Below are 25072 nucleotides of genomic sequence, written 5' to 3' on the forward strand. Positions count from 1 at the left end.
TTACGGTTTTGCCGACCACACAAAGGGGGCCGAATTACGCAGTGAAACGTTAACCGTTTCACTGTGATTCATGCCTTTATATTCATGTACCTCTGCTGACGTCCCTGCATTAATAACATCTTCCGCAAAGTGACGCTGCATCTTTGTAGGTACGTTAATGTCATTGGTCCCAATCCCGATGAAGACCGGTTGGTTAACCTTGAGTGTGTTATAGCGCAAACTCGGGGTTTGGCTGTCCAGTAATCCTTGGATCGCAGGCTTCAGGCTATTCTTCGCGTTCAGCCCCTCGGCCATCACCTTTTGCGTCAGCTCACCGATACACATCTTACGTGCGTCAGCGACAATGGCTGCAGCTTTCGGTGTGAAATAATCATCAACCTTAAGCTCTTTATTGATATCGGCCGCCGAGAGATAGATATACATCACATAAGGTATTTTTGGATCGCCGCCCTCTCCACTTTCCCCAGCAAAAAGATCTGCCGCAGAGGTCTTGTCATCAAAATAGGGCGTACCGGTCAATACCGTCGATACGATATGCAGGTTCGGCGCATAATCAGGTTGGTAGCCCGCTGTCGCAAAGGCCGCATGCGCCCCCTGTGACTGGCCGACAAGCGTTAACTGATTACGCAACGGGAATGTACTCAACGATGCTTTTACGCCATCCAGCACGCTCCACGCTTCCCCTCGTGCATTGAGGTAATGATGTAGCCCGGCAGACCCAAGCCCCGCATAGTCCGGCGCCACAATGGCAAACCCCAACGACAACCAGGTATTTAAATACTGCGCATCTCGCGCTGAACGTGGATTGAGAGACGGTGCGCAGGCAGCCGCCACACCTATTGTTCCATGCGTCCACACCACGACTGGCCAGCCACCTTCTGGCGTCTCACCTTTAGGGATGAAAACAGCGCCGGTGTCGTCCCGTAGACTTTTGCCATCCACACCACTTCGAGAGTGATACAGGATCCGATACTGCTCAGCGGCCTCCAGTAAGCCATACTCCTCAGCCAACTGCACTTTTTTTACTAGCGTGCCTGGTGCCTTCGTATCTGCGGAAGAAAACGGTGCCACCACACAGGCTGATATAATGAGACATAACGCTAAGGGGGATTGCTTTATTTTAGGTAAATGAAACATGACATCTCTCCAGAGTTATTTGATTTGGCATCCCCTAAAAGGTAGTTCAGTTATTGATTGAATGATGTCAAAAATTGATAACTTCATTATTAAATTCAATAGGTAACTAACTTTTAGCAATAGAGAAATTAGGCCATGGCGATATTAACCTTGCCGCGACAGACATCAGGCTGATAGTCGAATGTTAACAGGGCGAACCTATACGCTTTTGATACAGCGAACCATGCGAATGGTAATGTGCGGCTCCCGAGGCACGTCATGCCATACGTGCCAGGAAGCCGCTAAAGAGAAGGGAATTTATTCGTCGAAGAACCAGTAGCCCTGATTAACCAGCGCGGTTAGCTCAGCCACAAAAGCCGGATTCTTCAGCGCTTCACCCAGCTCTTTTTTCCCGAGAACGGTATAACGACACAACGCATCCGCCGCGTTCGGATCGACCGTGTCCAGTCGTTCGCTATTAATAAAGTAGCTACCGCCGACTTCCAGAACGCGCAGCCCGCTCAGACGCGTCAACACGCCGCCATCCATCAGTGCACCCACAACCTCATCCTGCTCGTAAGGTGGCTCAGCCGGAGCGATATCCAGCTCGTGGCGCGGCGTTGTCACAAAGCGTCCGAACCACGCTTTCAGCGCTTCCGGCTGATTAATCACGTCGATCATCATCTCGCGCAGACGGTCAAACTCATACGCCTCAACCCGCCCCGGATGTTCCCGACAGGTCAAATCCGGGTCGCTATAGTGCTCACCGCCGAGATCGTTCTCCAACACGTAGTCAGCGAAGCTGCTGATTAAGTCTCTGCCGTTCGGCCCGCGGAACCCCACGGAGTAGTTAAGTGCAGTTTCATGCGTAAAACCATCGTGCGGGAAGCCTGGCGGAATATAGAGAATGTCGCCCGGCTCAAGATCCTCATCAATGATCGGCGGGAAAGGATCGACATGCAGCAATGCAGGATGTGAGCAAAACTGACGCATCGGCAACTTGTCGCCCACGCGCCAACGACGGCTGCCCATCCCCTGAATGATGAAGACATCGTACTGATCGATATGCGGGCCCACGCCGCCGCCTGGGACGGAAAAGGAGATCATCAGGTCATCTAAACGCCAGTCTGGCAACACGCGGAACGGACTCACGAGCTCAGCAGACGGCGCATGCCAGTGGTTCACTGCCTGAGCCAGCAGCGACCAACCGGTTTCACCCAGATTATCAAAATGCTCAAACGGCCCGTTGCTGGCCTGCCACTGACCATTTTGATGGCTGACCAAACGGCTATCGACCTCCGCTTCCATCGCCAGACCCGCCAGCTCATCCGGCGTAATTGGATCGACAAAATTCGGGAAAGCGTTCTTCAATACAACAGGCTGTTTTTGCCAGTATTTTTCTAAGAATTCAGGCCAGTTAAGATTAAGTTGGTAAGCCATGCGTCCACACCAGTGAGAAGAGAAACGGGCCTGATTATAAAGAAGGCCATGCCTCATCTACTTTGTCATTGGTCAATGGGCGGCTAACTATCATGCAGCCTGCATATCTTTCTTTATTAGATAGTGCCTTAACATGCCTTCCTCAGGAAAATCAGGTAAAGACATTTGCAGCTGATAACCTTGCTTTTCATAGAAGGGAAGTGCCTGAAAACTAAACGTATCCACAAGCGCATGACGGCATCCAAGACGCATAGCCTCCTGTTCCGCTTCCTTCACCAACGCGCTACCGAGCTTCAGGCCTCTGGATTCCTCACCAACCCACAAATAATCAATACACAGCCACAATCCTTTACGGGTTGCGATCAGCCCGCCGAGCATAGTCCCGGCACTATTGCGGTGAAAAATACCGATTTGCCCAAAAGACGCAGGAGTAATAAACCGATGGTTGTAGCTTCTCAGGCCCGCAAAAAGTGCTTCCCGATCGCTATCGATAATGTCGTGCGTCACGATTAATTCCACTCGCCCTCCCCCCAGCTCACGTTTATTAAAAAGATATGACCAGTATGAATAACGTGCCGCTGAAAATGTGGTTTCAGGGATTCCTGTACTTCTGCACGTAACCCAACGCAGGTAATATGTTTCAGCATAAGCACAATCCGCCTTTCGGCATATGATTCTTTTTCATGACGATTGTGGCTATCTGTGTGGTTAAGGGAAGATTGGATGATTTGAGAAGGTTGAGGGAAAAAATATTAAGGAAAAGATATAACCATCTGAATTTCAGACATAAAAAAAGCCACCCTGAGGTGACTTGATTTTCATACTATGGTGCGAAGGCCGGACCGAATTTTACACCTAATAGACTGATATCAATGCTGTTTAGAAACAGGAATAAATACTTATACCCGCACTTGTACCCACAAGTTAAAAGCCGTACAAAAAATAGACATCACTAGTGGGTATAAAGCCATACCAGTAGAACACTGATATGGCCATAAAAGCAATATTCAGGCAGGCAGGAAAGTTTTCTTCAGAGGCACCAACTCCCTCAGGGCAAAGTCAGCTATCGGTTGAACTCACAGTGCAAAACGAACACTCACTGTTACTATGCTAGTTCCCATGGCAAATCTCTGCGTCTATGAACTGGTTTCAGAGTGCCCCCGTTTCTCAATTGTTGAGCGGCCCAACGAATGTCATATTGCCACGTATACAACATATCGCCCGAATCCCTAAGCTCAGCCTCGTATCTGTCCCATACGTACTTTGAAACTTCACGTGGCCAAGCACTACCACCCCGTTCCCGAAGACACTCTATGATCCATAGCTTCATGCTTTCCCTAGTTACCATCATACCTCCTAACTTTCGCCCATTCATCGATACATCCAAATATTAACATCGACATCCTTTGGCACAAGACGAGCTGTATCGAAGAACTTGTTGTCTCAGTGAGCGAGAATCGGCCCCTCATGAGTTCCATTTGTTCCCGCAATCGGAAGAGTAATAGCAGTTTAACATTGCCTTAAAAAGGAAATGTGATAAATTTCTGTATGCAATATTAAACTAAAAGGAAATTACGGTGAGTCTACTTGAATTGATTGAATCAAAGAGGGCACATATCGCCAGATATTCTTCAGAAAATGGAATATTAGGGGAACGTAGCTTACTTGACTCGCAAGCTTTATGGATAAAAAGACCTAAAGGGAAAGACATGAAAAATCTGCTAGCTGCGCTGAAGCAGTTTGAAGGTATTGAAATAAAGGCATCAAGCTTTGATTTTATTTCTATCCCTGAAAATGTAAGTGTTGACTTTAGTGACGTTAGCTCCTTGGCCGGAATATTAAAATCATTAACATTTATTGAACTAAAAACCTGCAATCAAAAAAGGGTTACCACTCCTGACTTCAGGAATTTTTTCTTTGCCATTACTGAGAATGAAATAATAGCATCAGAACTTCTCGGCGATAGGCATATAGTTGTACTACATAACAAAATAACGGAAGATAAATTGGTGACAACAATACCCGAAATAATAAAGAGAGCCAATTCTAAGAACTGGCAGTTGTCTGTAAGTCTTGGGCCGAAAGAGGTTTAGGTTTTTATTTTAGAAAAAAAGTGCTTAGTAACGATAGGTGTACTCTAATTAGCACTATCACATCCCAAGATATGAAATATGCGGCGTAAAGGAAGCTAAGACAATGGCAAAGCTCCCTATTAAAATTGAATACTATAATAACCATAACAAAGCATTATTTACTATTTTATCTCGCACTTCATGACTTTTAATGAGTATTTATCATTATTCTTAGTCGCAACCAGAACATTGCCATCATCTAGAAAGGAAACCTTACCAATATTAATATTGGCACATGGACTTTTATCAAACATCTCAAGTGTATAAATCATTCATTGAGATTTATTATTGATATAGGATATATAATCATTACCTGTGAGTCGTGCAAATTGAAAAATAAAGGCACAATAAATTATTAAAGATATAATTTGGATTATTAAAGTAGTTTTGTGCAAAAACCTCTGTTGATTAGGTTCATATCCTGGTGATCTCCTCCCAATATCGGTGCCAGGCTAAATCAGAGATCCGGGCCTTTTTGCAGACTTCGAACAAATTCTGCCGGAGTCTGGTTATTTAACGAAGAATGTGGCCGGTACTGATTATATTCCTGTCGTCAGTGCTCGATCTTCGTCTGAGCATCGGCCAGGGACAGGAACCAGTGCACGTTCAGGCATTCGTCACGCAGGCTGCCGTTAAATGACTCCACAAGCGTGTTATCCGTGGGCTTTCCGGGCCGGGAGAAGTCCATAGTTACCCTGTTTTCATACGCCCAGCGGTCCAGCGTTTTCGAGATAAATTCGCTGCCGTTGTCCGTCTGCAGCCTCTGCGGAACCCGCTGCTGTGTCTGCCTGATCCGTTCCATCACCGCAACTACATCGTCGCCGCGAAGCCCCTGACCCACCTCGATCGCCACGCATTCACGACTAAAATTATCCACTACAGTCAGGGCGCGTATCCGCCGCCCGTTGAACAGATTATCAGCAACGAAATCCATGCTCCAGCACTGAACCACAGCGGTGACGGCCGGGCGAGCGCGCCTGTGCCTGGCCGTCACGTGCCGCCGCGGGCGTTTTGCCCGCAGGTTCAGCCCTTCCAGACAGTAAATCCGGTGGGTTTTCTTGTGGTTAACCAGCCAGCCCTCGCGCCGCAGCAGGATATGGATCCGCTGGCAGCCATAGCGTATCCGGGTTTCCACTATTTCGCGTATCCTCCAGGTGATGGCCCGGTCATCGCGGCAGCTGCGGTAGTGGTAGACCGTGCGGCTCTGCATCATCAGCCTGCATCCCCTGCGAACCCCGATGCGGTATGCCGCCAGCAGATACTCCACCGCTTCGCGCTTCTGCACCGGTCTCAGAACTTTTTTCGGATGACGTCCTGCAGCATCTCCTTGTCCAGGCTGAGGTCGGCGACCAGCCGCTTCAGGCGGTGGTTCTCTTCCTCCAGCTGGCGCAGGTGGCGCAGTTCCGTCACGCCCATGCCGCCAAATTTCTTCTTCCAGTTGTAAAACGTGGCTTCAGAAATCCCCATCTTTCTGCAGACTTCCTCCACCCGTGTGCCGATTTCGGCCTGCTTCAGGGCAAACGCAATCTGCTCTTCGGTATAACGTGTCTTTTTCATGCCGGATGACCTCTTTTTGATGGAGAAGACGGGCCGAAAACTCTACTTTACGCCGGTACTGAACAAAGGGAAGAGATCATCATGAAGGCCCTCAGAAAAGTGACAAAATGGAAGGTAATACGCATAAATTGCGCATGATTTTCAAAAAAAAATTATTAAAAAGTGAGATGGATCAACTCCCCCATACTGAGTCAGTGGAGGAGAATTCGTGATTAAGGGACGAAGGTTATAGATCGTGTTAGTTCTCAACCATCAATCGGGAAAGCTTGGCAAAAATCGAACTCTTACTACTTTCGCCGCTCCTGAGCATATCCAGGGTGAAGCTATTGAGGTAAGCACCAGTTAACGGGTGGTTAAATACATCTACGGCCTTACCTTGGGCATCCCATATCAGCAGATTTTCTACGAGGTTAGGCCGTGCAATAGTTGGATTTGTAGGCTGAGCATCGCTTACCAGAACAAACACACCATTCTCATGCGGTTGCAGGTAAATATGATGATGCTTCATCTTTTGCTTTTTGGTCAACGAGTCGTATTTCGAGCGGCCCGGTGATATTAGATAGGGCAGTACGTTTTGCTCCAATTTTGCTGAGCGGGTGATGGTGTACCCGTTAAATTTACCACCTTTACGCTCCGCCAGCGTTTTTTCTTGTTCCTGATAAGCGTATGAATCCACGATATTAAATTGCGCCGGGCCAATCAGGCGCGGCACGCGGGAGCTGTTATAGGTGGTAAGCAGCACATCTGCTGTGTGGTCGTAGAGATAGAAGCTTTTGTCGAATAATTTCTTTAGTCGTCCCAGAGATGGATGATCAACAGATAGATACTCGAATTCACCTTCAGCGATCCCGGTATCAACCACCCTAAGTTGGCCGTGCTCTATTTTTAGTTCAACATATCCAAGCAGGGAGAGATAGCTTTTTGTTTTGCGTACTGCATAGGCGGTATAGTGCCCGTCCGCCAAATCTGGTAGTGGTATGTTATGTTGATTGAGTAAGCTCTCTTTGAACCATAGCTCGGTTTTTGTTCGGCGTACCTTACTTTTTAATAATGTAACTGCTGACTTGAGACGACTGTGAGGTTTCGTAAGATCGATTTCGTATTGCGCAGGGTTGCTTACCAATTGTTCATTAATAAAATCAATCGAATCCAACAACCTTAGATCAATATTCATACCCTGTAAAACCACAGGCAGCGGTTGTTGATTTAGCCACCCTTGCAAACGATCTAGCTTAAGCTGGGTATAAATATCCCAGTTGAGTTCAGGTTGTTTTCGGACGTCGGCAAAGGCTGCATAGAAATCATTGTACTCAACAGATTCATTCTCTTGCTGCCGGATGCTGTTGCTTCGTTCTTCATCTACCGCATTGAGTACCAGAATAGATGTATTGGCAGGCAGCTCAGCAAATCCGGTTTGTCGGGAATGTTTAAGCGATGCCAGAGGCCAAAGTTGATACCCGGGGAACTGGATAGCCAATGTGTCAAAGAAATAAGCTTCTTGCGTGGCGCTGAATTCGACGCCGTTATTAACCACCAACAACGTATTAGCCAGCTGTTGATCGAGGTCGGTAGCAAACTGATTGACCTCGTGTGTAGCCTGGAATGGGATAGGTTGATATGGGATCTCTAGTTCACTGAGCCGCTCGCAGGCAGCATTCATGACCACGTTATAGGTATAGGCTTGGCATTCGCCATAACCGCTGCGCTCACGAAAAAAATCCAGTTTGCTATCACGGGCATCAAGTTTGCGCCGAGCTTTAAGCCGACGATTATCGATGTTAAACCACACGCTGGTATCGTCCAAGGATAGGTGCATCTCATCCGCCGGTTCGACCAGGAATTTTCGTTTGTGCAGGGTAAAAGCGAGTTCGTTATATTCTGATGCATAAATGTCGAGCTCAAAGGCTTCCATCACCCCGGTGCCTTTTTTTTGTGTGACGGGCTGACTCAGGCGAGCGTTAAGGTAAAACGTTGAGTTGAAGTAAGTCGGCGATACCGAAAAGCGCTCACTGGCTTTTTCCAGCATTACCATTTTCAAATGCAGACTAAATAATCCCTGAATCAGGCGAGATAGGTCATAATTTTCAGCGGTGAGTTGCTGACAAAGCGTTTCAATACGTTCTGCCAACGTCCTATGAGCCTGACTGTTCGGGTTAGTTGCAGGCGCCAGGAAAAAAAAGACGTGATGGTAATTTGGTAAGCAATGCAGCTCATATTTTACCTCCTGCCCGGCCTCCAGCCCAAGCTTCTGCCGCACGCAAGATTTTACCTCCTGATGAATTCGCGCATAATAATCAGCGGATTTTTCTTTTCGCTCTTTAGTAAAGCGCTGAACCATAAAGTCTATCGTATAGATATTAGATACAGGGGCCAATAGACGCTGGATGGTCGTCAGCTGATCTTCTTCAAGCTTGATCAAATTGGTTCGGGCAATCGGAGTATCCGTCAGTTCATTCAGATTAGGGATCATGAGACTTTTCCTTTAGTCGGCAACTTTTCTACACCCAGCAGGGTTAGTAACATTGGGTTAATGTCCAATGTCATGCTCAGTTTCGAGTTTTCCTGAGCTCGTCCGCTCTCTCGATTTTTGGGCTGATAGTACTGGTAGTCGGTTTGCAACAGGTTAAGGTAGTGGATCGTGTGATCCACGTTATCTTGCCACATCAGATTATTGGGGTTCTGGCTGTAGGCGACGTTCAGATAGACAAATCGAATGCGTTCGTAACGGCCTGCCAGCACAGCCTGAAGCTGTTTCTGCCCCTCTGTATCTGCCTTTTGGCTGGTGATATTACGGATCTGGCGAATCTTGTTGTTGCTTTTCTCAAGCGTTTCTTCTGCCTGCGTTAAATCGTCCAACTGCGTCGCCCAGCGTTTAACGTCGATGCAGAGCAGGTCGTCACCCACTTCAATAAAGCGGTCAAAAAACTCATATACCAGCGGTTTAAGGCGTTCAAACACCTGTTGGTCGGAGAGTGGGGTAACGCCATAACTTTTTAGCACTTTATCGAAGAGATATTCACCGACATTGCCTTTGAGCAACGGAACTAGCCTAGGGTTGGGTACCCATTTTTTGAATGCCGTTTCCTGGATGTTGTCACATTCACGAATCAACTCGCCGACTAGGTTGCCGGGGGTAAAATCGACATCGTTTCTATACTGTGGAAAGAGGGTGAGCTCTGGCCGGTACTCTCTTGCGCCGCCAGCGAAATCCGACAGGACGGAATAATCTCTGTGGACAAGTCCATCCGGGCCGCGTTTGTGGCAAAGTAAAATAGTTTGGTTGCCCTGATGGCGGTCGATAAACAGGGCGTGGTGGATAGATTGCATTTGCCGATTGGCGGCATACAAGGAATTAGCCTGAAGTTTTTCCAGCCAACGCAAGGGATCGGTAAAGGAGTCAGAATCGCGGAATAAATTACACAATTCGAGATATTCAAGGTTGCCGGTGCGTACCTGATTTATCCAGTCGGTTTTCAGGACTCGCTTATGAACAGCATCGATGCGGCGACCATTTTCTACGATAGCCTGTTCAAACGCATACCGCTGTTCTGCATCACTAAATGACTGGCTCTGACTCAGCTTTTCGCACTCCTCCATGAGGCGGTGGTTAAGCAAGGACATGCTTTCTGATACTACCTCGTTACCGCTATCTTCACTGAGAGCGGCGAACTGGAATGCAACATTACGGAACACATCGCAGGGTAAAAAGATTTCTGTTTTCAATAGAGTGTCGCGACGCTCGACTCGCCCTACGGCCTGCACGACGACTTTGAATAAGCTCATATCATGTTCGGCCATTAACAGGCGATAGTTTTCGCCGTGGGAGAAATTAACGTTGAAATCGGCCAGCTTGTGGACGGTAATATCGTCATCGGCGTAGTGTTTAAGCACGGTAACGTAGTTAGGTAATGTATTGAGGTTGCCGCTGTTGTCCTTTACTTCACTGTAAAACGAGGAGTTGATGAGCACTAAGCGCTCAAAATCGACATCCAGGCGTGGTGCATTGATATCATTAATATCGCCGTCATGGTATTTAACAAAGTAGTTGAGGCCGGTGCCTGCACTTTTGTAGCTGCTCATAAATACCAGTACGGTATTGCTGTTCTGGAGATAGGTTTCTTGCCTGATATCTTCGACATTAGCCAGTGGTGAATCGAAAAAGACCAAATGGACGGTGTGACGCCCTTTGAATGGGGTAAAAGTCAGGATCTGGTCATGTTTCTTATCGTTATCCGTTTTTTCATCGCACCGGGAGTGCATACCGTACTGCTGACGCCAGGCTGATTGATGAGTGCGCCAGGCGCTGATAAAGGCCCGCTTAAATGTCCCAGAAAGGGACAAAATCAGGCTGTTTTTACCCTCGTAGGCGGCAAGCAATAACGCTTCCAGTTCCCGCTGGTACTGACGCCGTTTATAGGTATTTTTCAGGTCGTACTCCAGCGGTTTCTTCAGCGCGTCGAAAAAGTTGTCATACGTCCTGCGATAGATCTCACAATTTTGGTAGATATCGGTCAATTTTAACTGCTTATCATCAAACACCCTGAAGTCGACGTTGCGGATACTGGCTCTCAACCCGCGTAGTGATCTAAGCGTATCGATATCTGTTTTTTTGCGTTCAATGACTCGATAGCCAAGGTCACGGCTATAGCGCTCCAGGAAGTGACGATTGAAGTTACCGTTTTTGGTGTGGCTAAAACCACTGGTGGCGCTAAGTCCAATCACTTTATTGTGCGTGCCCGTTAATAAACGTAGCAGCATGGCTTCAGGCAACTCTTGTACCAGATCCATTTCGAACGCCAGAATAATTGTGCGCTCGGCTCCCCTGTTCACGTAATTGAGTTCAGCTATAGGCGTCATCGTGAATACGGTTTTGGGTTGCAGGTAAGTGTAGAAATGATCAATCAACAGGTTTTTATCGGTGGTGCGATCGAAGATATGTCGCACCACGCCGGCTACGTTATTGGCAGCATCAACAAACTGGCCCAAAGGCGTATTCTGGCTGCTGGAGTTATCCTGGCCGCCATTCTTTACCCAGCGCTTAAAGTGCCGGTTGGTGATTTCAGAACAGGCGGCGAGGATGACGGAGACCAACTGGAACAGATCGTGCAGGGTGGGGTTGGCATCATTGGCATCATTTTCGACTTCGTAATACAGCTCGGTGCGCGTTATGTCGCCTTCGCTGTTGCGCATGCGAATGCGTTTCAGCCCTTCTTCATTGACGTACATTTTGGGGTTAAAGCTGAATACGTTGCGGGTGATTGAGATGATGCGTTCGGCGGCGTCGCCGTTGACTTCAAATGCCCCTAACTGGTCACGAAACATCTCCAGGATCGATCCCAGCGTCGTACCGGATGATAATTCGCACTTTTCCGCCAGTAGTTCTCGCAGGATGGTGATGAATTTGACCATCTCTTGCTCAAAGGTCGTTTGCGCTTCTTTGGGCTTGTTCCGGCTCTCCAGGCTGAGTACCGCGTTGTGAATACGTCCCGCGACAGAGATAACATGCGCCAGATTATTTTCCTGTGTGATTAGCTTTACATGGCATGTTTCTTCAAGGCGGGTGTAGGCTTCATGTAGTTCATCAATGATTACCGTAAAGCGAATATTTTTCTGGCGAAAAGGGCTGTCTGGATTACGTCTGAAGTGTTCATCACGAAGATAAGCAACCTGCCCGGTATGACCAGCTGCCGCAACGGTGCTGATCTGTGGATCTTTGGGAGTCAGCTTGCCGCCAATCAGCAAGTCGAAACCTACGGACTCAAAACGCACGCCTTCACCTCGCTGACGAGGCGCCAGTCGGTAAGTTGATGTGTCGAACTTATTCGTGGTCATTAATAGCACTGATGGGCGGTACTGGCAAACTTCGAAAGGCAATACCTGTTTGATAAGCTCGAAGTAGACTTCGTGTACGCTTAGTTCAGGCTTGCTTGGTTTTCGTGCTGTCTCCGCGTTTTGCATTCGCTCCTGGCGCGCCTGGAGCCCGCGACGAATGTACTCTTTAATGGAAGCTTTTTCACTATCTGGTCCAAATAGTAATTTACAGGCTGACTCAATCGTATTGCGGATACTATGACGACAGTTTTTTAGCTGCTCTTCAAGAATTTCTCTTTCGTAGTTGGTATCCTGAGAACCATATGTTGTCAGCTTTTTTAACTGCTCTTCACAGCGATCAATTTGTGAGACATGGTAATTGAGCGAACGCATTGCGCTGCCGATATATTTGCTACCTTTCGCCCCTTCGTACCACTGAATATAGCGGTCGCGATTTTTCAGGCCCGAGGCCCAGTCCATAAAGTCGAGATCGGCAATATCCTTACGAGAGAGAACGCAAATGAATTCGCCGCCAGAGGCCAGAATTTTATCTTTCTGGCTGCTGTCCAGGTCGATTTGTGATTTTTGCGGCGACATGAACAGCAGGTTGGTAAAACCACCTTCAGGAAACAGATCATCTGACTTTTGGTTTTTGGCGAAACGCTCCAGATATTCGACATACCCTTGAATTACGCCATAGCTTTTGCCGAATCCCGTGCCATCGGAACTGAATATGACCTCAGCACCATCACGTTCATGCACGTGGTAAAGTTGAGAGACTTGGGCGCGGCAAGCGTTAATATCATCGACCAGCGTTATGTCAGGAATTTGTCTGGAGATGAGATCTTGCAGATTATTATTGATAGTTTTCTCTCCAACACGCTCACACTTACGGTAACTATTGATGGTTATTTGGCCGCTTTCGAGCAGAATCTTTTCCACCTGCATGGGGGCAAGATGAAAGGCTGTTGCAATTGCATTGATAGTATTGGATAGAGGTTCATGTGGATTGCTAATCGTGAAGTGGTTTAGTGCTGCTGCAACGGTATCTGGATGCAATGCTTTTCTGAGAGTGGGAAAGGTGAGGCTGTAATCGTATAGCGCCAAATCATTGTTTATCAGACAGCGAAACGGCTGTTTAGTGGGATCGCCTCCAGGACGGCTGGCAAATCCCAGGATTTTTGCCTGTTCGAGTCGATACAACAATGCTGCGGCATCGCGATCAGGTGAGTCAAACGCATCGTGAAGCTGCTGGCTAAATGGCATTGTGGCATTCAGCCGGATATGGCTGACCAACGAGGAAAAGTGCTGACGTACCAAGGTAAGCAGCTTACAATCTTCCTTTATAGTCCAGCTTTTTCTCATTCTTCTTCCCCTTAATATAAATGCACCTGCAACCACTCCGCCAAACGCTCAACGTAAAAAACCCATAATCCATACTCCCACGCCAAAAACGTCTTCGATAAATATTCATCATATTTTCGAGGCACTTTTCAGCGATGCTCTTGGCAAGACGGGACTCAGGTGGTAAACCTTCCTGTAGTGCATTGCTTAGCGTCTGCTTAACTTTCCCGAGCGTGTTTTTTCAACTTCAACTACGACAGCAAATGAGACGGTCTTAAAACCGTGCAGGATAGGCCATATCTACAACGTGTTTACTATTTGAGCACACTTTGTGATATGGCAGTCACCTTTCCGATAAATGGTGAACCGTCCCTGACGAACAACAACATGAACGCACATCTCTTCATCGCCTGATCAAGATGGCTGCCAACTATTTTTCGCCTCAACATTGATGTTTTTTCACTAACGATTTCGACTACCTTCCCGAATCGACCACAACAAATAAAATGTTGGTTACACATCAGTCTCAATCGCCGGGGTAAGTTGACTTTTGATAAGCCATTTCAAGATATTAATAGCTGATCTATGCTTCCCCAAATTGCTTACTTATTAGCAAAGGCAAATAGCATAAACTGAAGGGCGAATTGTTAAATCATACCGTGACTGAGCTGAAGAACAAGCATAAAACCATACCATTAACATGGTTTGTGTGGTTTGGCTGGATGATAAATAGGCAGTATATAATCCAATAGCCGCGTTTAAGCGATTAATTTTTTGATGAGCCTAGCAAGCACGAGCAGCAATGTCGGCAAATCCACTTGGTTGCTGGAAGAATATGACACCTTCAACACCTAGCCGATTATCTCCGCCGTTGGCAGAGAACCGTTCAGCGTTGTTAGCCAACAGTTATAAATTTATATTAATGACTAGAAGAATCTATCTCGGGGTAGATCACCAACATTACTTACTCTAAACCACGTTACACATGGCCTCCGGCGCAGCGAAGTCATTAAAAAAGAGTATTATCAAAATATGTTGAACTCCGCCCTTGAGGAGAAAGGTTGCCTGGTGGTCGTACTGCCGTTGACGATACAGCGCACAACATGGGTATAAACAGCCATCTCATTGATAAATAACTGAATGGCCGTTTATATTCAATCAAGATAACGGTTCATTAATCTTTGCATACAGATAAGGTGATGTGGCTTCATTGCGATTCACATCCCAAAAATCAGCCCACCACTGCAGCATCAACCTGCGCTCCACTGCATCCCTCGACCACAATCCAGATTCAATCAATGAGCTACATGCCATAGTCCTGAAAACATGCCCACAGACTTCCGTTTTCGTGTCATAGCCCATCACTCGCAAAGCCTTGTTCACCGTGTTCTCACTCATGGGTTTACGCGGATCATGATCACCAATAAAGATCAGTTCTAGATTCCCATTCATGCTTTTAATCTTTTCCAGAATAGTTAAGGCTTGCCGCGACAAAGGAAAAAGATGAGGCGTCCGCATCTTTGAACCACGCTGAGAATGCTTAACGCCTTCCAGCGGTTCACGTTCACCTGGAATCGTCCACATGGCAGTATCAAAACCCACTTCTGACCAGCGGGCAAAACGCAGTTCGCTTGAACGGATAAAGACTAACAAAGCGAGCTCGACAGCTAATCGAGTTAAAGGCCTGCCGGAGTAATGATCAATGCGGTGAAGTAATTCAGGAATGCGGTTAAGCTCTAATGCAGCACGGTGCTGTCTTTTCGCCGAGCAACCGCACCGGCAATCTCTTGAGCGGGGTTGTAGTCGATTAATCCGCTCTGCACAGCAAAGCGCATAATTGCGGTAGTTCGCTGTTGCAAACGAGAGGCGACTTCGGATGACTCGACAGCCTTGATTGGTACAAGCAGATCACGTGTCTTCAATTCAGCAATGTTCCGCTTACCGACAGCAGCAAAGAGATTATCTTCCAGACTTTTCAATACACGAGCACTATGCGAATCAGACCACTTTTGATTGCTGGCATGCCAGTCTCTGGCGACCACTTCAAACGTTATCGCTTCCTGCTCTTGTTCCACCTTTACGGCTTTCTTATTTTCAATGGGATCGACGCCGTTAGCTAAAAGCTTACGTGCTTCGTCTCGCCGCGATCGAGCATCCGCTAACGAAACTTCAGGGTATTTCCCCAGCGCTAGCATGTTCTCTTTGCCGCCAAAGCGGTAACGTAGCCGCCAGTATTTGGAGCCGTTCGGATGAACCAGCAATACCATGCCGTCACCATCGGTAAGCTTATAGGCTTTTTCTTCAGGCTTGGCTGTACGAACCTTCACATCACTCAGAGCCATGTTGAGTATCCATTCAAGGGTTCTGTGTGGATACAAACATTATCGAACCGGGATATACCCGCAGTTGTACCCGCATCAGTAAGTTGATGTAGATTGAATCAGGTTGACTTAGGTTGAGTGGAAAAGCGAGGAAAGCCTTGTGGATACTGAATTTCACACATAAAAAAAGCCACCCTAAGGTGACTTGATTTTCATACTATGGTGCCGAAGGCCGGACTCGAAACTCACTATATTGTTTTGATTTTAAAAAATTTTAAAAATAAATTTTATTTATTTGACCACCATATTGACCCCAAGGTGATTTATACAAGGCTATTTCGAGTAATATTTACATCGGATATCTGGTAAGTAGCGTTCTCATAGTGGAAGATGTCACTGTATTTACCCACAATGTTTTATCAATTTCTGTATTCCTCATTATATTTTTTACATAATGGTTGAATCCCCTATAAAAATAGCGAAGATTATTTTAAACTATGGGTGGCAATGTTTTAATTTATTATCTTTTTGTTATTTTTGGACCAACATACATTATATATAAAGGAGTTGTTGCTGTGATAGGGTATGAAAAATGTATTCTTATTTGTGGAGTTTTTATCTTACCATGCCATGGACAAAAAATCGGATCCGAGCCCCTTGAATACCGGAATGTCATTTCACTTTTAAAGTCCAATTTCTCATTTTCTGTTGAGTCCGTAAACCAAGCTTTATCACCTGTAAAGAAGTTCTGATATAACTCATGGCCTTCTTTGCTCCTATCTCCATTATCTATGAAACAGGTTTTTATTTTATCCAATACTTGTAACTTTTCATATATACTTTTTGCAGCTCCATTTACAAAAGGATAATCGACGATAAATTTGAATGAATCGTCAGAAAAAGTTATATTTTTGAAACTATCTAAGCAAGCCCTTCTTAATTGAACCCAGGAAGATATGGGAGGTTCTGAATTTGACAATATAGATAATATTTTTTCTCTTTTAATCAAGTTGGGTATATCTATTTTATTTAATTCATTTTCGTGGTAATCGACGATTATACTATCCATGTTCCATTGCTCGTGATCAATACTCACTAATAATGATTTTTCACCGTAGAAAATTCGAATTGCCGCTTCCGCAATACCTGTATCAGTGATTATTTCTTCGTTTAGTTCAATATAATCATCTTCATTGTGCCTTCTATTATCATTCCAGAACGGGCCTAAATTAGCCAACCAGCTTACAAATGCTCTTTTTTTATTTAAGTCAAGTTCATTAATATATTTTTTTATTGGTATTTTATTTTCAAAACAACTATCAATCAATCTTTTATCACAATAAAAAAAACTGCCAAACTTCTTTATATCATCTCTTTTAATCATTATTTCTTTTATGTGAAACAAAAAATCATCCTTGTTTTTTATTTCTTTTTTAAATGATGTTTCATTAAATAAAAAATCCATTAATCTAACTCCCATCCAGCAAAATAGTTCATGTCTTTATCAAATTGATCAAAAAAACCATTAGGCCAAAAATCTATATTACCTTCTTTATCAATCTGAGGAGATTCAATTTGTTGTGAGTCAATATTTCTAGGTTTAAAAAAATTAAAGCTAACATTATCATGTTCGATTTTTCCATTTTTTACAGCTCGTCTTATTCCATTTAATATATGATCACTGTGTGTTTCTATTATAACTTGAACTCCAGCGTTTGCAACTTCAGCTAGAAATTGCCCCATTAATACTTGAGCTGATGGGTGTAAATGAACCTCTGGATTTTCAAAAAGTAATAGATCGTCTTTTTTTGCGGAAAGGGATGCTACTATAATAGGTAGAACTTGTGTCAATCCAAATCCTACATGCACCGGTCGATGAAAGTCTGTATCTTCAGAAGTTCTTAACCCAAGAGTAACTGCGTTAACTTTAGGTATTTGCTCTATAATTAGGCCACAATTTGGGAAAAACTGTTGCATGCGGGCTTCTACTTGGCGTAGCCTAGTATTCGCCACATTATTGCAAACAAGCTCGTCTAATATATTTTCATCTCTTCCGCTATGTAATAACGATACTGTATACTCTCCCGTAGGACCAACAACCTGTGTATTGATCTTATCCTCAAGCAAATAAAACTCTTTTGGCCCAATACGTTCGGCTTTAAGATATGTTAAATTACGTAAAGTCTTTACGACTACGCTATCTTTCTCATCTGGTGGAACTAAATGTTGTAACAATGATGGGTTATTGAAAAAATTTCCATTTATCGATACTGTATCAATACCCATAGACATATCCCCTCTTTCTCCAGAGAGAGTCCATTTAAAAACTTTCTCTGATGAAGAAATTTCAATCTCTATTGATGACCTGCCATTTATTTTATCAACTATATCTGAGACTGTCCCCAAGCATAAAGAATCACCATTAAGCATTAGTCTATTATACCACTCATGCTCTATCATTGTTTGATTCAAGAGAACAAGGGATTGTAATAAGGATGATTTTCCTGATGCGTTAGAACCAGATAATAATGTTAGTGGTTTTAATGGTATTTGAACCGAATCAAAGCACTTAAAATGCTTGAGGCCAATTTTAGATATCATAAGAAAACCTCATCCAAGACGTTCTGAAATAGGGTAAATCTCATATGAACTCTATTCACTTGATTGGTGCCTAGCGTTATACTTTCATTAAAATTATGATCATCAAATAGTTCATAAAGACAATCTCTGAGGGATTCGATTCTAGATTCAACAATTCTATCTGAGTAGCATGATAAACCAACAGACATGACATCCCACAGAGAAGCATTAATGACACTTCTAGATTCTTGGCCGGGATGATGCTTTCGAAATGCATGTTTATCAAAAACAATTAAGTTATTCTTCATGCTTAATCTAAACTCATTAGAAAGCTTTTCAATTTGATGTAGGTTGAACGTATTCATTGTATCTAAAGCTTTAGCTAAAAAATCATCCATATCACCTTTGTAATTTTCTATTCCTAATATTTTAAATGCACAAAATCTATTAATAAACTCTCTATCTCGCATTTTATTAGGGTCTAAACTACCACCTGTTGCTTTAAGAAATAGATTAGTGACAGACTCACTCTTAAGGAATCGTGTTGATTCCCCCATATAAAGGCAATTACGCATTTGTTGGCGTGTTAATGGGACCCCACTATTCACACGCTCAAAAATATCTAACAACGCTTGCGAAGGTACTTTCGCATCAATAAGGTAGAGGATTAGGTTACAATCTTCAATTCTATTCTGCAATTTAGGTGACAATTGCTCAAAGCGTTTATTATTCAATTCTTTCTGATGCGGTAATTTTAATTTAAGATCGTTATTAAGAAATCTTCTAAAAGTTGATAATCGCTGTAATCCATCAACAACAACCATTTGACCTTTATTATTCTCAGCAAGATAAAATACAGGCAATGGTATTCTCATTAATACTGACTCTATCAGCTTACTTTGTTTATCTTCAGGCCAAATGAAGTCCCTTTGAAAATCAGGGTCCATTATATATCCACCTTTTTCAATTCTTCGGATAACCTCATGAACTGTCCTTGGCTCATTTCTTATTAATACAGTATCTATGGGATAATCACCCAAAGAGATATCTTCATCTTTATCAAGACCTTCTATATTCTCATTAATATTTATTTGCATCATTCTATCCGGTCAGAGTATTTTACTGTTAATTTAGTTATTGATTTATGATGTTTAATTAATCATAAATTAGTATATTTAATATAATCATAGTCAGTATGATATTAGTTACTAATTAAATCAATACCTTCAACCCATACTTCTGCACCACGGTAAGCAGTTTTAGCGATAACCCGCTAGGGCGTTTTACGCCACTTTCCCATTTCTGTACCGTCGAAACACTGGTGTTTAGGTAACTGGCGAAAACTGGCTGGCTGACGTTCAGCTTTTCACGCAGTGCCTTAATCTCAAGGGGTTGAAGATCGTCCACGCTGTTGAGACACGCTTTGTCAAAGTTGCGCATGGTTTCCTGTGGAATAGCGTCGACACTGAATAATCCAGAAGCCGCGCTGTGGATAGCCTCAAATGCAGGACTCTTGAATTTACTTTTTGCGGTCATGGCAAATCTCCACTAGTTCTTTACTCTTAATCAGTGCCGTAATCTTTTCATCGGCAAGGGTTGCGTAGTGCTTCGCCAACTCGCGGAATCCGGCCAGTTCACGATTATCGATATTCGCCATATCCTGCTTGGCATACAGGAACGTGTAAAACCAGTGCTGTCCACCTTTCGCCAGTATGATGGCGCGATCGCGATTCTGGTTCAGCCGCTTCTTATAAACACCGCCGCCGAGATCGTCGGCTTTCCCTTGCATCACTGCCTCAATAGCTTCATATAACTCGCTATCCTTGATGGCGTGGGATTTAGCCGCCTTAGTGAACCATTTGGTCTTGAATACACGCATCAGGCTAACATCCTGTAACCTTAACTATAGCACTTGGTGCTAGATTACTCGTTTTTCAGGCAGAGTCAAAGCGCTTGAAGTCTGCAAAACTTTGTCGTATTTTTGACCGTGAAAACCTGCTGTCGATGACAGCCACCAATGTTTCCAGTATCGGGATGATATGAGTGACCTGTGAGAAGCGCCTTCGGGTGGTCACATTGCCAAAGTCATAAGGAATGGAGCGTGGTCTGAGACTGACGCCTTCGGGCGACCACACGACACTTTTACTCTTCCATCGCCTGAAAGGAAGGGAGCGTGATTAAGAGGCGCGGTAAATCTGCCATCCTTTGAAAGCAGATGTCGTCAGGTAGTTTGAACGCCGCTACGAGCGTGACGATGAAGGTTACGCTAAACTTTACTTCAAGCCCAACATTGCCGTGGGCTTCACTATACCCAGCCAGAGAGCGGCTTCCATACCGTAGGAGACTGGCCGTAGCTGCAACGTTTATCGTTGTGGTGATTTCACTTCATAAGCGGCTTAAACAGCGCTTATCCTCGTAAGTTCGCGTTTTCACGCGACTTCGATTTTACTCGTCTCAATGATTTGCGTCTGCGCGTGTGAACGTGCTGGCTGCGCGTTGCTATGCCGTCAGGCATCTGCTACGCGCCTGCCTGCAACGTCTGCACCGGCGTCACTTTTCCGTGTCAACGGATGAAAGTGACGCCGCAGCCGAAGACCCCATCAGCCCCTGAGACATGCACCTCAACCGCCGCGTCATGAATCTGACACACCCGTTTGTGCCGGACTGATCGCTTTTTTTACAGGAGATTGAACCGATACCGGGGCAGGCCTAACGGCCTGAGAGGAAATCCTGCAACCGCAGGCGGCCGCACCGAGTGCATCGCCGACACCTCCCAAGACCTCAACTGCTGTCCGCTCTGGCGCACAGGTATCGTTCAAGGCAGGTCAATTGCGATTGTTTCTGCCCTTTCCCATGCGCCAGAGAAAAGCATCCAGTTGAATTATGAGAGGTAAGTTGCATGAGTAAATTAAGTCGTGAAATGACCACGCTGGCGAAACAGGCTGGCGGGAGCTACAAGACGGTTCATGATCGTATCCGCATCATGGACAGGCTGTGCCGTCACCTGCTGGCGCTGAATATTCAGGTGCGTGACGTTAAGTATCTCAAAGCCAGACATATCGAAAGTTATGTCGCCGAACGCCTGTCACAGCAGATTGCCCTTCGTACCCTGCACAACGAAATGGCAGCGCTGCGCACGGTATTTAAGCAGGGAGGGCGGGAAAAGCTCGCCGCGTCCGACCGCCTGACCAATAACGCGCTGGGGCTGAGTGGGGCAAGCCGTGCCGGGACAAAATTCGCCATTCCGGACGAACGTTATCAGGCCGTTCTGCTTGCAGCGCAACAGCGTGATAAAGGGTTGGCCTGCGCACTTCAGCTTGCCCGATTGCTGGGGCTGCGTTCTCAGGAAGCGGTGCAATGCGCCAGTTCATTGAAGACATGGGAAAAGCAGCTTGAGCGCCATCAACAGACGCTGACCGTGGTATTTGGCACCAAAGGCGGCAGGCCACGCGAAACCCGGATTATCGATCGCGAAGCGATTCAACGGGCAGTAAAAGATGCACTAAAGGTGGCCGAAGCGCGTAATGGCAGGTTGATCGATAAACCCGACCTGAAAACCGCCATGAACTTCTGGCGCACGCAGACCACCCGCTTAGGGCTGACCGGCCACTACTCCCCACACAGCCTGCGCTACGCTTGGGCGCAGGATGCCATGCGTTATTACCTGTCAGAGGGCTTTTCCCGCAGTGAAGCCAGAGCATTAACCTCTATGGATCTCGGCCACGGTGATGGTCGGGGGCGCTATGTCGAGCGGGTTTACACCCGGAAGGAGGATTGAACATGACGGATAACACGTTGATTCGCTTATCGGGTGTGATGAAAAAGACTGGCCTCAGGAAATCATGGATTTACCTGTTGATGAAGCAGGGGGAATTCCCTCAGACGGTCAAAATCGGCGCTCGCTCGGTAGCGTGGGTGGAAAGTGAGGTGAATGACTGGATCGCGGCGCGTATCAGCCAGCGCGGGGAGGTTAAACCATGATGCATTGTTATTTTTTTCTGGCGGGCAATTTACGATATACTGCTGATGCTGCGGCAAAATCCGCAGCCGGAATTGGCGTTCCGACACTTACCACGTTGCCTAAAAGACACGGATTTATTACGTGTCTTTTATTAGGCGATGCCTGCGCATACCTGTCAATGGTGGCTCAGGCGGGGGCTCCGCAAGGAGCGCCGGGCTACGTGGTAACCGGTTACGCCAACCCCGTCTGGGCTACCACCATCGAGGTTGGCGTCTCAGGTGGTAGTGATACCCTGCTTACCACGGAGGCTGCCTTATGGCTACGATCCTTCCCTTTCTCTACCCGCAATCTTTCTTTTTTTCTGCGGGGGTACATCATGTATGACCCCACTCCCCTGACGTTAGAAGAACTCGTCGATCACTGTCGGGCGCTGGCCTACGCCATCATTGAACTGGACAACGCGCTCGCGAAAGAGCTGCTGATCTTTATCCTGTGGGAGCGTCTGAACCAGTTGAATGACGCGCTGCAAGCGGAGGTGACTGACGATGAGTAAATTCGTTTCAGATATTACCGCACAGTCGCGCCACCGCTGGCCTGCCATTCTGTCCACGCTGGCTATTCCGGTGCCTTCCGGTGGTAAACACGGCGCTTGTCCTGCCTGCGGTGGCAAAGATCGCTTCCGCTTTGACGACAAAGAAGGACGGGGAACGTGGTTTTGCAATCAATGCGGTCATGGTGATGGCCTTGATCTGGTCGCACGGGTGAAAAACTGTGACCTGTCAGATGCCGCAAAACAGGTGGCCGCGCTGACACTCCCCACCTCAACTGCGCCAGCCAGGGAAAAAGCTGCTGAGCGCCCGCCGCTGGCCGATAAAATCAAGCAGATGCTGACCCATTCAAAGAACGGCGAGAGCGCCTACCTGAAAGCCAAAGGGTTCTCTATCGTCCATGCCCGCCTGACTGCACAGCAAAAAATGCGCATCGGCGGCGTGCTGTTTGATGAGGGAAGCCTGCTGCTGAAATTGCATCGCGTTTCCGGTGAACTGATCGGCGCACAGTTGATTAACGACGACGGAGAAAAACGCCTGCTGCCCGGTTCGCAGTTGAAAGGCGCTTTCATTGCGGTGCATTACCCGAAAGAGCCGGACACCATTGTGATCACCGAAGGGTATGCAACCGGCCTGACCATCAGCCAGATCACCACGGCGGCGGTGGTCGCGGCGGTGTCGGCCAATAACCTGATAAACGTCGCCCAAGCGCTGCGTGGCTGGTATCCCGATGCCACTATTATTCTGGCGGGCGATCATGACCTGCATGCCGACGGTTCAACCAATATCGGTAAGGAACAGGCTGAAAAAGCCGCACTCGCGGTGGACGGCTGGGTATCGTTACCGCCCACCACAACGCTCTGTGACTGGGATGATTACCGTCAGCAATACGGGCTTGAGGCCACCAAATCCGCGTTCAACAAACAACGCTATCAGCCCGACACGATGTATACGCCTCTAGTCCGCACCGATTCCGCGACACCGGCCTTCAACACCGCCTTACCCCTGCGCAAAGGCTCTGACGGTTTTGATACGCGGCAGGACTACCTGATTAAAGGCTATCTGCCGAGTTCATCCGTCGCCAGCGCTTACGGTGCCAGCGGCTCGTATAAATCGTTTCTGGCGGTATCGTGGGGATGCCATATCGCCACCGGCAAACCGTGGGCGGGCAAGCCGGTGACACAGGGCGCGGTGATTTATGTTGTTGGTGAAGGTGGGATTGGCGTTCCCCGCCGTATCCGGGCATGGGAGCAGACGCTTAATGGCGGTAGCCCGATTGATGCGCTGTATCGTGTCGATTGCCCGATTTTTCCGGCCAGCCCAGAGAGCGTACAGCAGGTGATACGTGCCGCCCGCGATGTGAAAGTCGCCTCCGGTATGCCAGTTCGCCTGATTATTCTGGATACGCTCGCCCGCTGTTTTGGCGGTTCGGATGAGAACGCGGCTAAAGATATGGGCGCATTCATTCAGGGATGTGACGCGATTAAAGCGGCAACACAGGCCACGGTGCTGATTATCCATCATTCCGGTAAAGATCAGGACAAAGGGGCGCGGGGATCCAGCGCATTCCGTGCTGCGCTGGACGTAGAATTTAACGTCAGGCGTGAAGGTGAAGGCGGCGCGTTGCTCCTCAGTTGCACCAAGATGAAGGATGCGGAAGAGCCGCCGCGTCGCGCCTATGACCTGAATGCCGTCGATCTGTACGTGGACGATGATGGCGACCAGATCACCTCGCTGGTGCTGAATGATGAAGGCCGTGAAGTCAGAGAGGATGAGGCTACCAGCGATCCCGATTTAGTCGGTATCCCACGGCTTACGGAAAATCATTTTGCGCTGTGGCAGGCTATTCGCTCACGCACGGCCAACGGTGAAGGCTGCACCCGTTCATTAGTGCGGGATGATATGCGGGCAATGGGCTTTGATGTAAACAAGAAGTTTACCCGCTGGCTGGACAAGCTGGAAAAGGATGGCCTGATCGCCTTTGAGGGTGAGCGAATTACGCCACTATCGCAACGAAATAAGGTGGGGGATTAAACGGGGGAAAGTGGGGGCAAACGGATAAGAAGTCCTTCTATCCGGCATTTTCCCCCACTTCCCACGCATATATAGGTGCGAAGTGGGGGAATATATTAACTAACTAATAAATAAACATTTTTAACAAAGTCATAAAAATCAAGTGGGGGAAGCCGTGACCCCTGACCAAGTGGGGGAAAGGTGGGGGATAGTTTGATAATGTTTTACTCTGCCGATATACGCTAAATA

15 protein-coding genes and 3 pseudogenes are annotated in these 25072 nt (G+C 46.6%); 6 read left to right on the forward strand and 12 right to left on the reverse strand.

Annotation, left to right across the window (positions count from 1 at the left end; all coding sequences use genetic code 11):
* From NXT09_RS09810 to NXT09_RS09820, 3 genes are all read right to left on the reverse strand, one after another.
* Nucleotides 1-1137 carry a lipase family protein gene (locus tag NXT09_RS09810; protein WP_268579560.1) on the reverse strand — a complete coding sequence of 379 codons (1137 nt, stop codon included), beginning with the start codon at nucleotides 1135-1137 and terminating at the stop codon, nucleotides 1-3.
* 297 nt (nucleotides 1138-1434) lie between these two features.
* Nucleotides 1435-2556, reverse strand: coding sequence for a ribosomal protein uL16 3-hydroxylase (locus NXT09_RS09815; protein WP_268579561.1), 1122 nt, complete (start codon nucleotides 2554-2556; stop codon nucleotides 1435-1437).
* A 90-nt stretch (nucleotides 2557-2646) separates the two neighbouring features.
* Entirely contained in the window at nucleotides 2647-3075 is a 429-nt protein-coding gene (locus tag NXT09_RS09820; RefSeq protein ID WP_268579562.1) for a GNAT family N-acetyltransferase, read from the reverse strand.
* A gap of 1058 nt (nucleotides 3076-4133) precedes the next feature.
* Between NXT09_RS09820 and NXT09_RS09825 the strand changes: the two genes are divergently transcribed.
* Entirely contained in the window at nucleotides 4134-4649 is a 516-nt protein-coding gene (locus tag NXT09_RS09825; protein WP_268579563.1) for a hypothetical protein, read from the forward strand.
* 496 nt (nucleotides 4650-5145) lie between these two features.
* Here NXT09_RS09825 and NXT09_RS09830 read toward each other — a convergent pair.
* The 9 genes and pseudogenes from NXT09_RS09830 to NXT09_RS09870 form a co-directional block, all read right to left on the reverse strand.
* Nucleotides 5146-6245, reverse strand: a pseudogene (locus NXT09_RS09830) (IS3 family transposase).
* Nucleotides 6246-6483: 238 nt separating this feature from the next.
* Nucleotides 6484-8715 (reverse strand): hypothetical protein, encoded by a 2232-nt coding sequence (locus tag NXT09_RS09835; protein WP_268579564.1) that lies wholly within the window; start codon nucleotides 8713-8715, stop codon nucleotides 6484-6486.
* Complete coding sequence (locus NXT09_RS09840) at nucleotides 8712-13421, reverse strand: hypothetical protein (RefSeq protein WP_268579565.1); 4710 nt, start codon at nucleotides 13419-13421, stop codon at nucleotides 8712-8714. Before NXT09_RS09840 ends, NXT09_RS09835 begins: the two co-directional genes overlap by 4 nt.
* 1137 nt (nucleotides 13422-14558) lie before the next feature.
* A pseudogene (locus NXT09_RS09845) lies at nucleotides 14559-15742 on the reverse strand (tyrosine-type recombinase/integrase).
* Nucleotides 15743-16241: 499 nt separating this feature from the next.
* A complete protein-coding gene (locus NXT09_RS09850; protein ID WP_268579566.1) occupies nucleotides 16242-17186 on the reverse strand; it encodes a hypothetical protein in 945 nt (314 codons plus the stop codon).
* Nucleotides 17186-18322, reverse strand: coding sequence for an AAA family ATPase (locus NXT09_RS09855; RefSeq protein ID WP_268579567.1), 1137 nt, complete (start codon nucleotides 18320-18322; stop codon nucleotides 17186-17188). Before NXT09_RS09855 ends, NXT09_RS09850 begins: the two co-directional genes overlap by 1 nt.
* Complete coding sequence (locus NXT09_RS09860) at nucleotides 18319-19401, reverse strand: DUF262 domain-containing protein (RefSeq protein WP_268579568.1); 1083 nt, start codon at nucleotides 19399-19401, stop codon at nucleotides 18319-18321. The genes NXT09_RS09855 and NXT09_RS09860 overlap by 4 nt, the downstream gene beginning before the upstream one ends.
* Nucleotides 19402-19513: 112 nt before the next feature.
* On the reverse strand, nucleotides 19514-19837 hold the full coding sequence (locus tag NXT09_RS09865) for a helix-turn-helix domain-containing protein (protein ID WP_268579569.1): 324 nt from the start codon (nucleotides 19835-19837) through the stop codon (nucleotides 19514-19516).
* Nucleotides 19821-20180, reverse strand: a complete 360-nt coding sequence (locus tag NXT09_RS09870; protein WP_039277280.1) for a type II toxin-antitoxin system RelE/ParE family toxin — start codon at nucleotides 20178-20180, stop codon at nucleotides 19821-19823. Before NXT09_RS09870 ends, NXT09_RS09865 begins: the two co-directional genes overlap by 17 nt.
* Before the next feature lie 1020 nt (nucleotides 20181-21200).
* Between NXT09_RS09870 and NXT09_RS09875 the strand changes: the two genes are divergently transcribed.
* From NXT09_RS09875 to NXT09_RS09895, 5 genes and pseudogenes are all read left to right on the forward strand, one after another.
* Entirely contained in the window at nucleotides 21201-22079 is an 879-nt protein-coding gene (locus NXT09_RS09875; protein WP_268579570.1) for an integrase domain-containing protein, read from the forward strand.
* A 2-nt stretch (nucleotides 22080-22081) separates the two neighbouring features.
* The gene (locus NXT09_RS09880) at nucleotides 22082-22282 is read left to right on the forward strand and encodes a helix-turn-helix transcriptional regulator (protein ID WP_005971237.1); all 201 of its coding nucleotides are present in this window, start codon (nucleotides 22082-22084) and stop codon (nucleotides 22280-22282) included.
* A complete protein-coding gene (locus tag NXT09_RS09885; RefSeq protein WP_268579571.1) occupies nucleotides 22279-22815 on the forward strand; it encodes an ash family protein in 537 nt (178 codons plus the stop codon). The genes NXT09_RS09880 and NXT09_RS09885 overlap by 4 nt, the downstream gene beginning before the upstream one ends.
* A pseudogene (locus tag NXT09_RS09890) lies at nucleotides 22808-23692 on the forward strand (primase-helicase zinc-binding domain-containing protein); the annotation flags it as partial. The gene NXT09_RS09885 and the pseudogene NXT09_RS09890, both read left to right, overlap by 8 nt.
* A gap of 63 nt (nucleotides 23693-23755) precedes the next feature.
* A complete protein-coding gene (locus NXT09_RS09895) occupies nucleotides 23756-24844 on the forward strand; it encodes a helicase RepA family protein (RefSeq protein ID WP_268579631.1) in 1089 nt (362 codons plus the stop codon).
* Nucleotides 24845-25072 lie beyond the last annotated feature (228 nt).

It is taken from the genome of Pectobacterium jejuense, from assembly GCF_026800125.1.
Lineage (GTDB): Bacteria > Pseudomonadota > Gammaproteobacteria > Enterobacterales > Enterobacteriaceae > Pectobacterium > Pectobacterium jejuense.

Coding starts and splice junctions, on each gene's coding strand:
- NXT09_RS09885 (WP_268579571.1), top strand. CDS start 22,279: ATGATGCATTGTTATTTTTTTCTGGCGGGCAATTTACGATATACTGCT.
- NXT09_RS09880 (WP_005971237.1), top strand. CDS start 22,082: ATGACGGATAACACGTTGATTCGCTTATCGGGTGTGATGAAAAAGACT.
- NXT09_RS09840 (WP_268579565.1), bottom strand. CDS start 13,421: ATGAGAAAAAGCTGGACTATAAAGGAAGATTGTAAGCTGCTTACCTTG.
- NXT09_RS09865 (WP_268579569.1), bottom strand. CDS start 19,837: ATGACCGCAAAAAGTAAATTCAAGAGTCCTGCATTTGAGGCTATCCAC.
- NXT09_RS09895 (WP_268579631.1), top strand. CDS start 23,756: ATGTATACGCCTCTAGTCCGCACCGATTCCGCGACACCGGCCTTCAAC.
- NXT09_RS09815 (WP_268579561.1), bottom strand. CDS start 2,556: ATGGCTTACCAACTTAATCTTAACTGGCCTGAATTCTTAGAAAAATAC.
- NXT09_RS09810 (WP_268579560.1), bottom strand. CDS start 1,137: ATGTTTCATTTACCTAAAATAAAGCAATCCCCCTTAGCGTTATGTCTC.
- NXT09_RS09855 (WP_268579567.1), bottom strand. CDS start 18,322: ATGATATCTAAAATTGGCCTCAAGCATTTTAAGTGCTTTGATTCGGTT.
- NXT09_RS09870 (WP_039277280.1), bottom strand. CDS start 20,180: ATGCGTGTATTCAAGACCAAATGGTTCACTAAGGCGGCTAAATCCCAC.
- NXT09_RS09860 (WP_268579568.1), bottom strand. CDS start 19,401: ATGATGCAAATAAATATTAATGAGAATATAGAAGGTCTTGATAAAGAT.
- NXT09_RS09875 (WP_268579570.1), top strand. CDS start 21,201: ATGAGTAAATTAAGTCGTGAAATGACCACGCTGGCGAAACAGGCTGGC.
- NXT09_RS09850 (WP_268579566.1), bottom strand. CDS start 17,186: ATGGATTTTTTATTTAATGAAACATCATTTAAAAAAGAAATAAAAAAC.
- NXT09_RS09835 (WP_268579564.1), bottom strand. CDS start 8,715: ATGATCCCTAATCTGAATGAACTGACGGATACTCCGATTGCCCGAACC.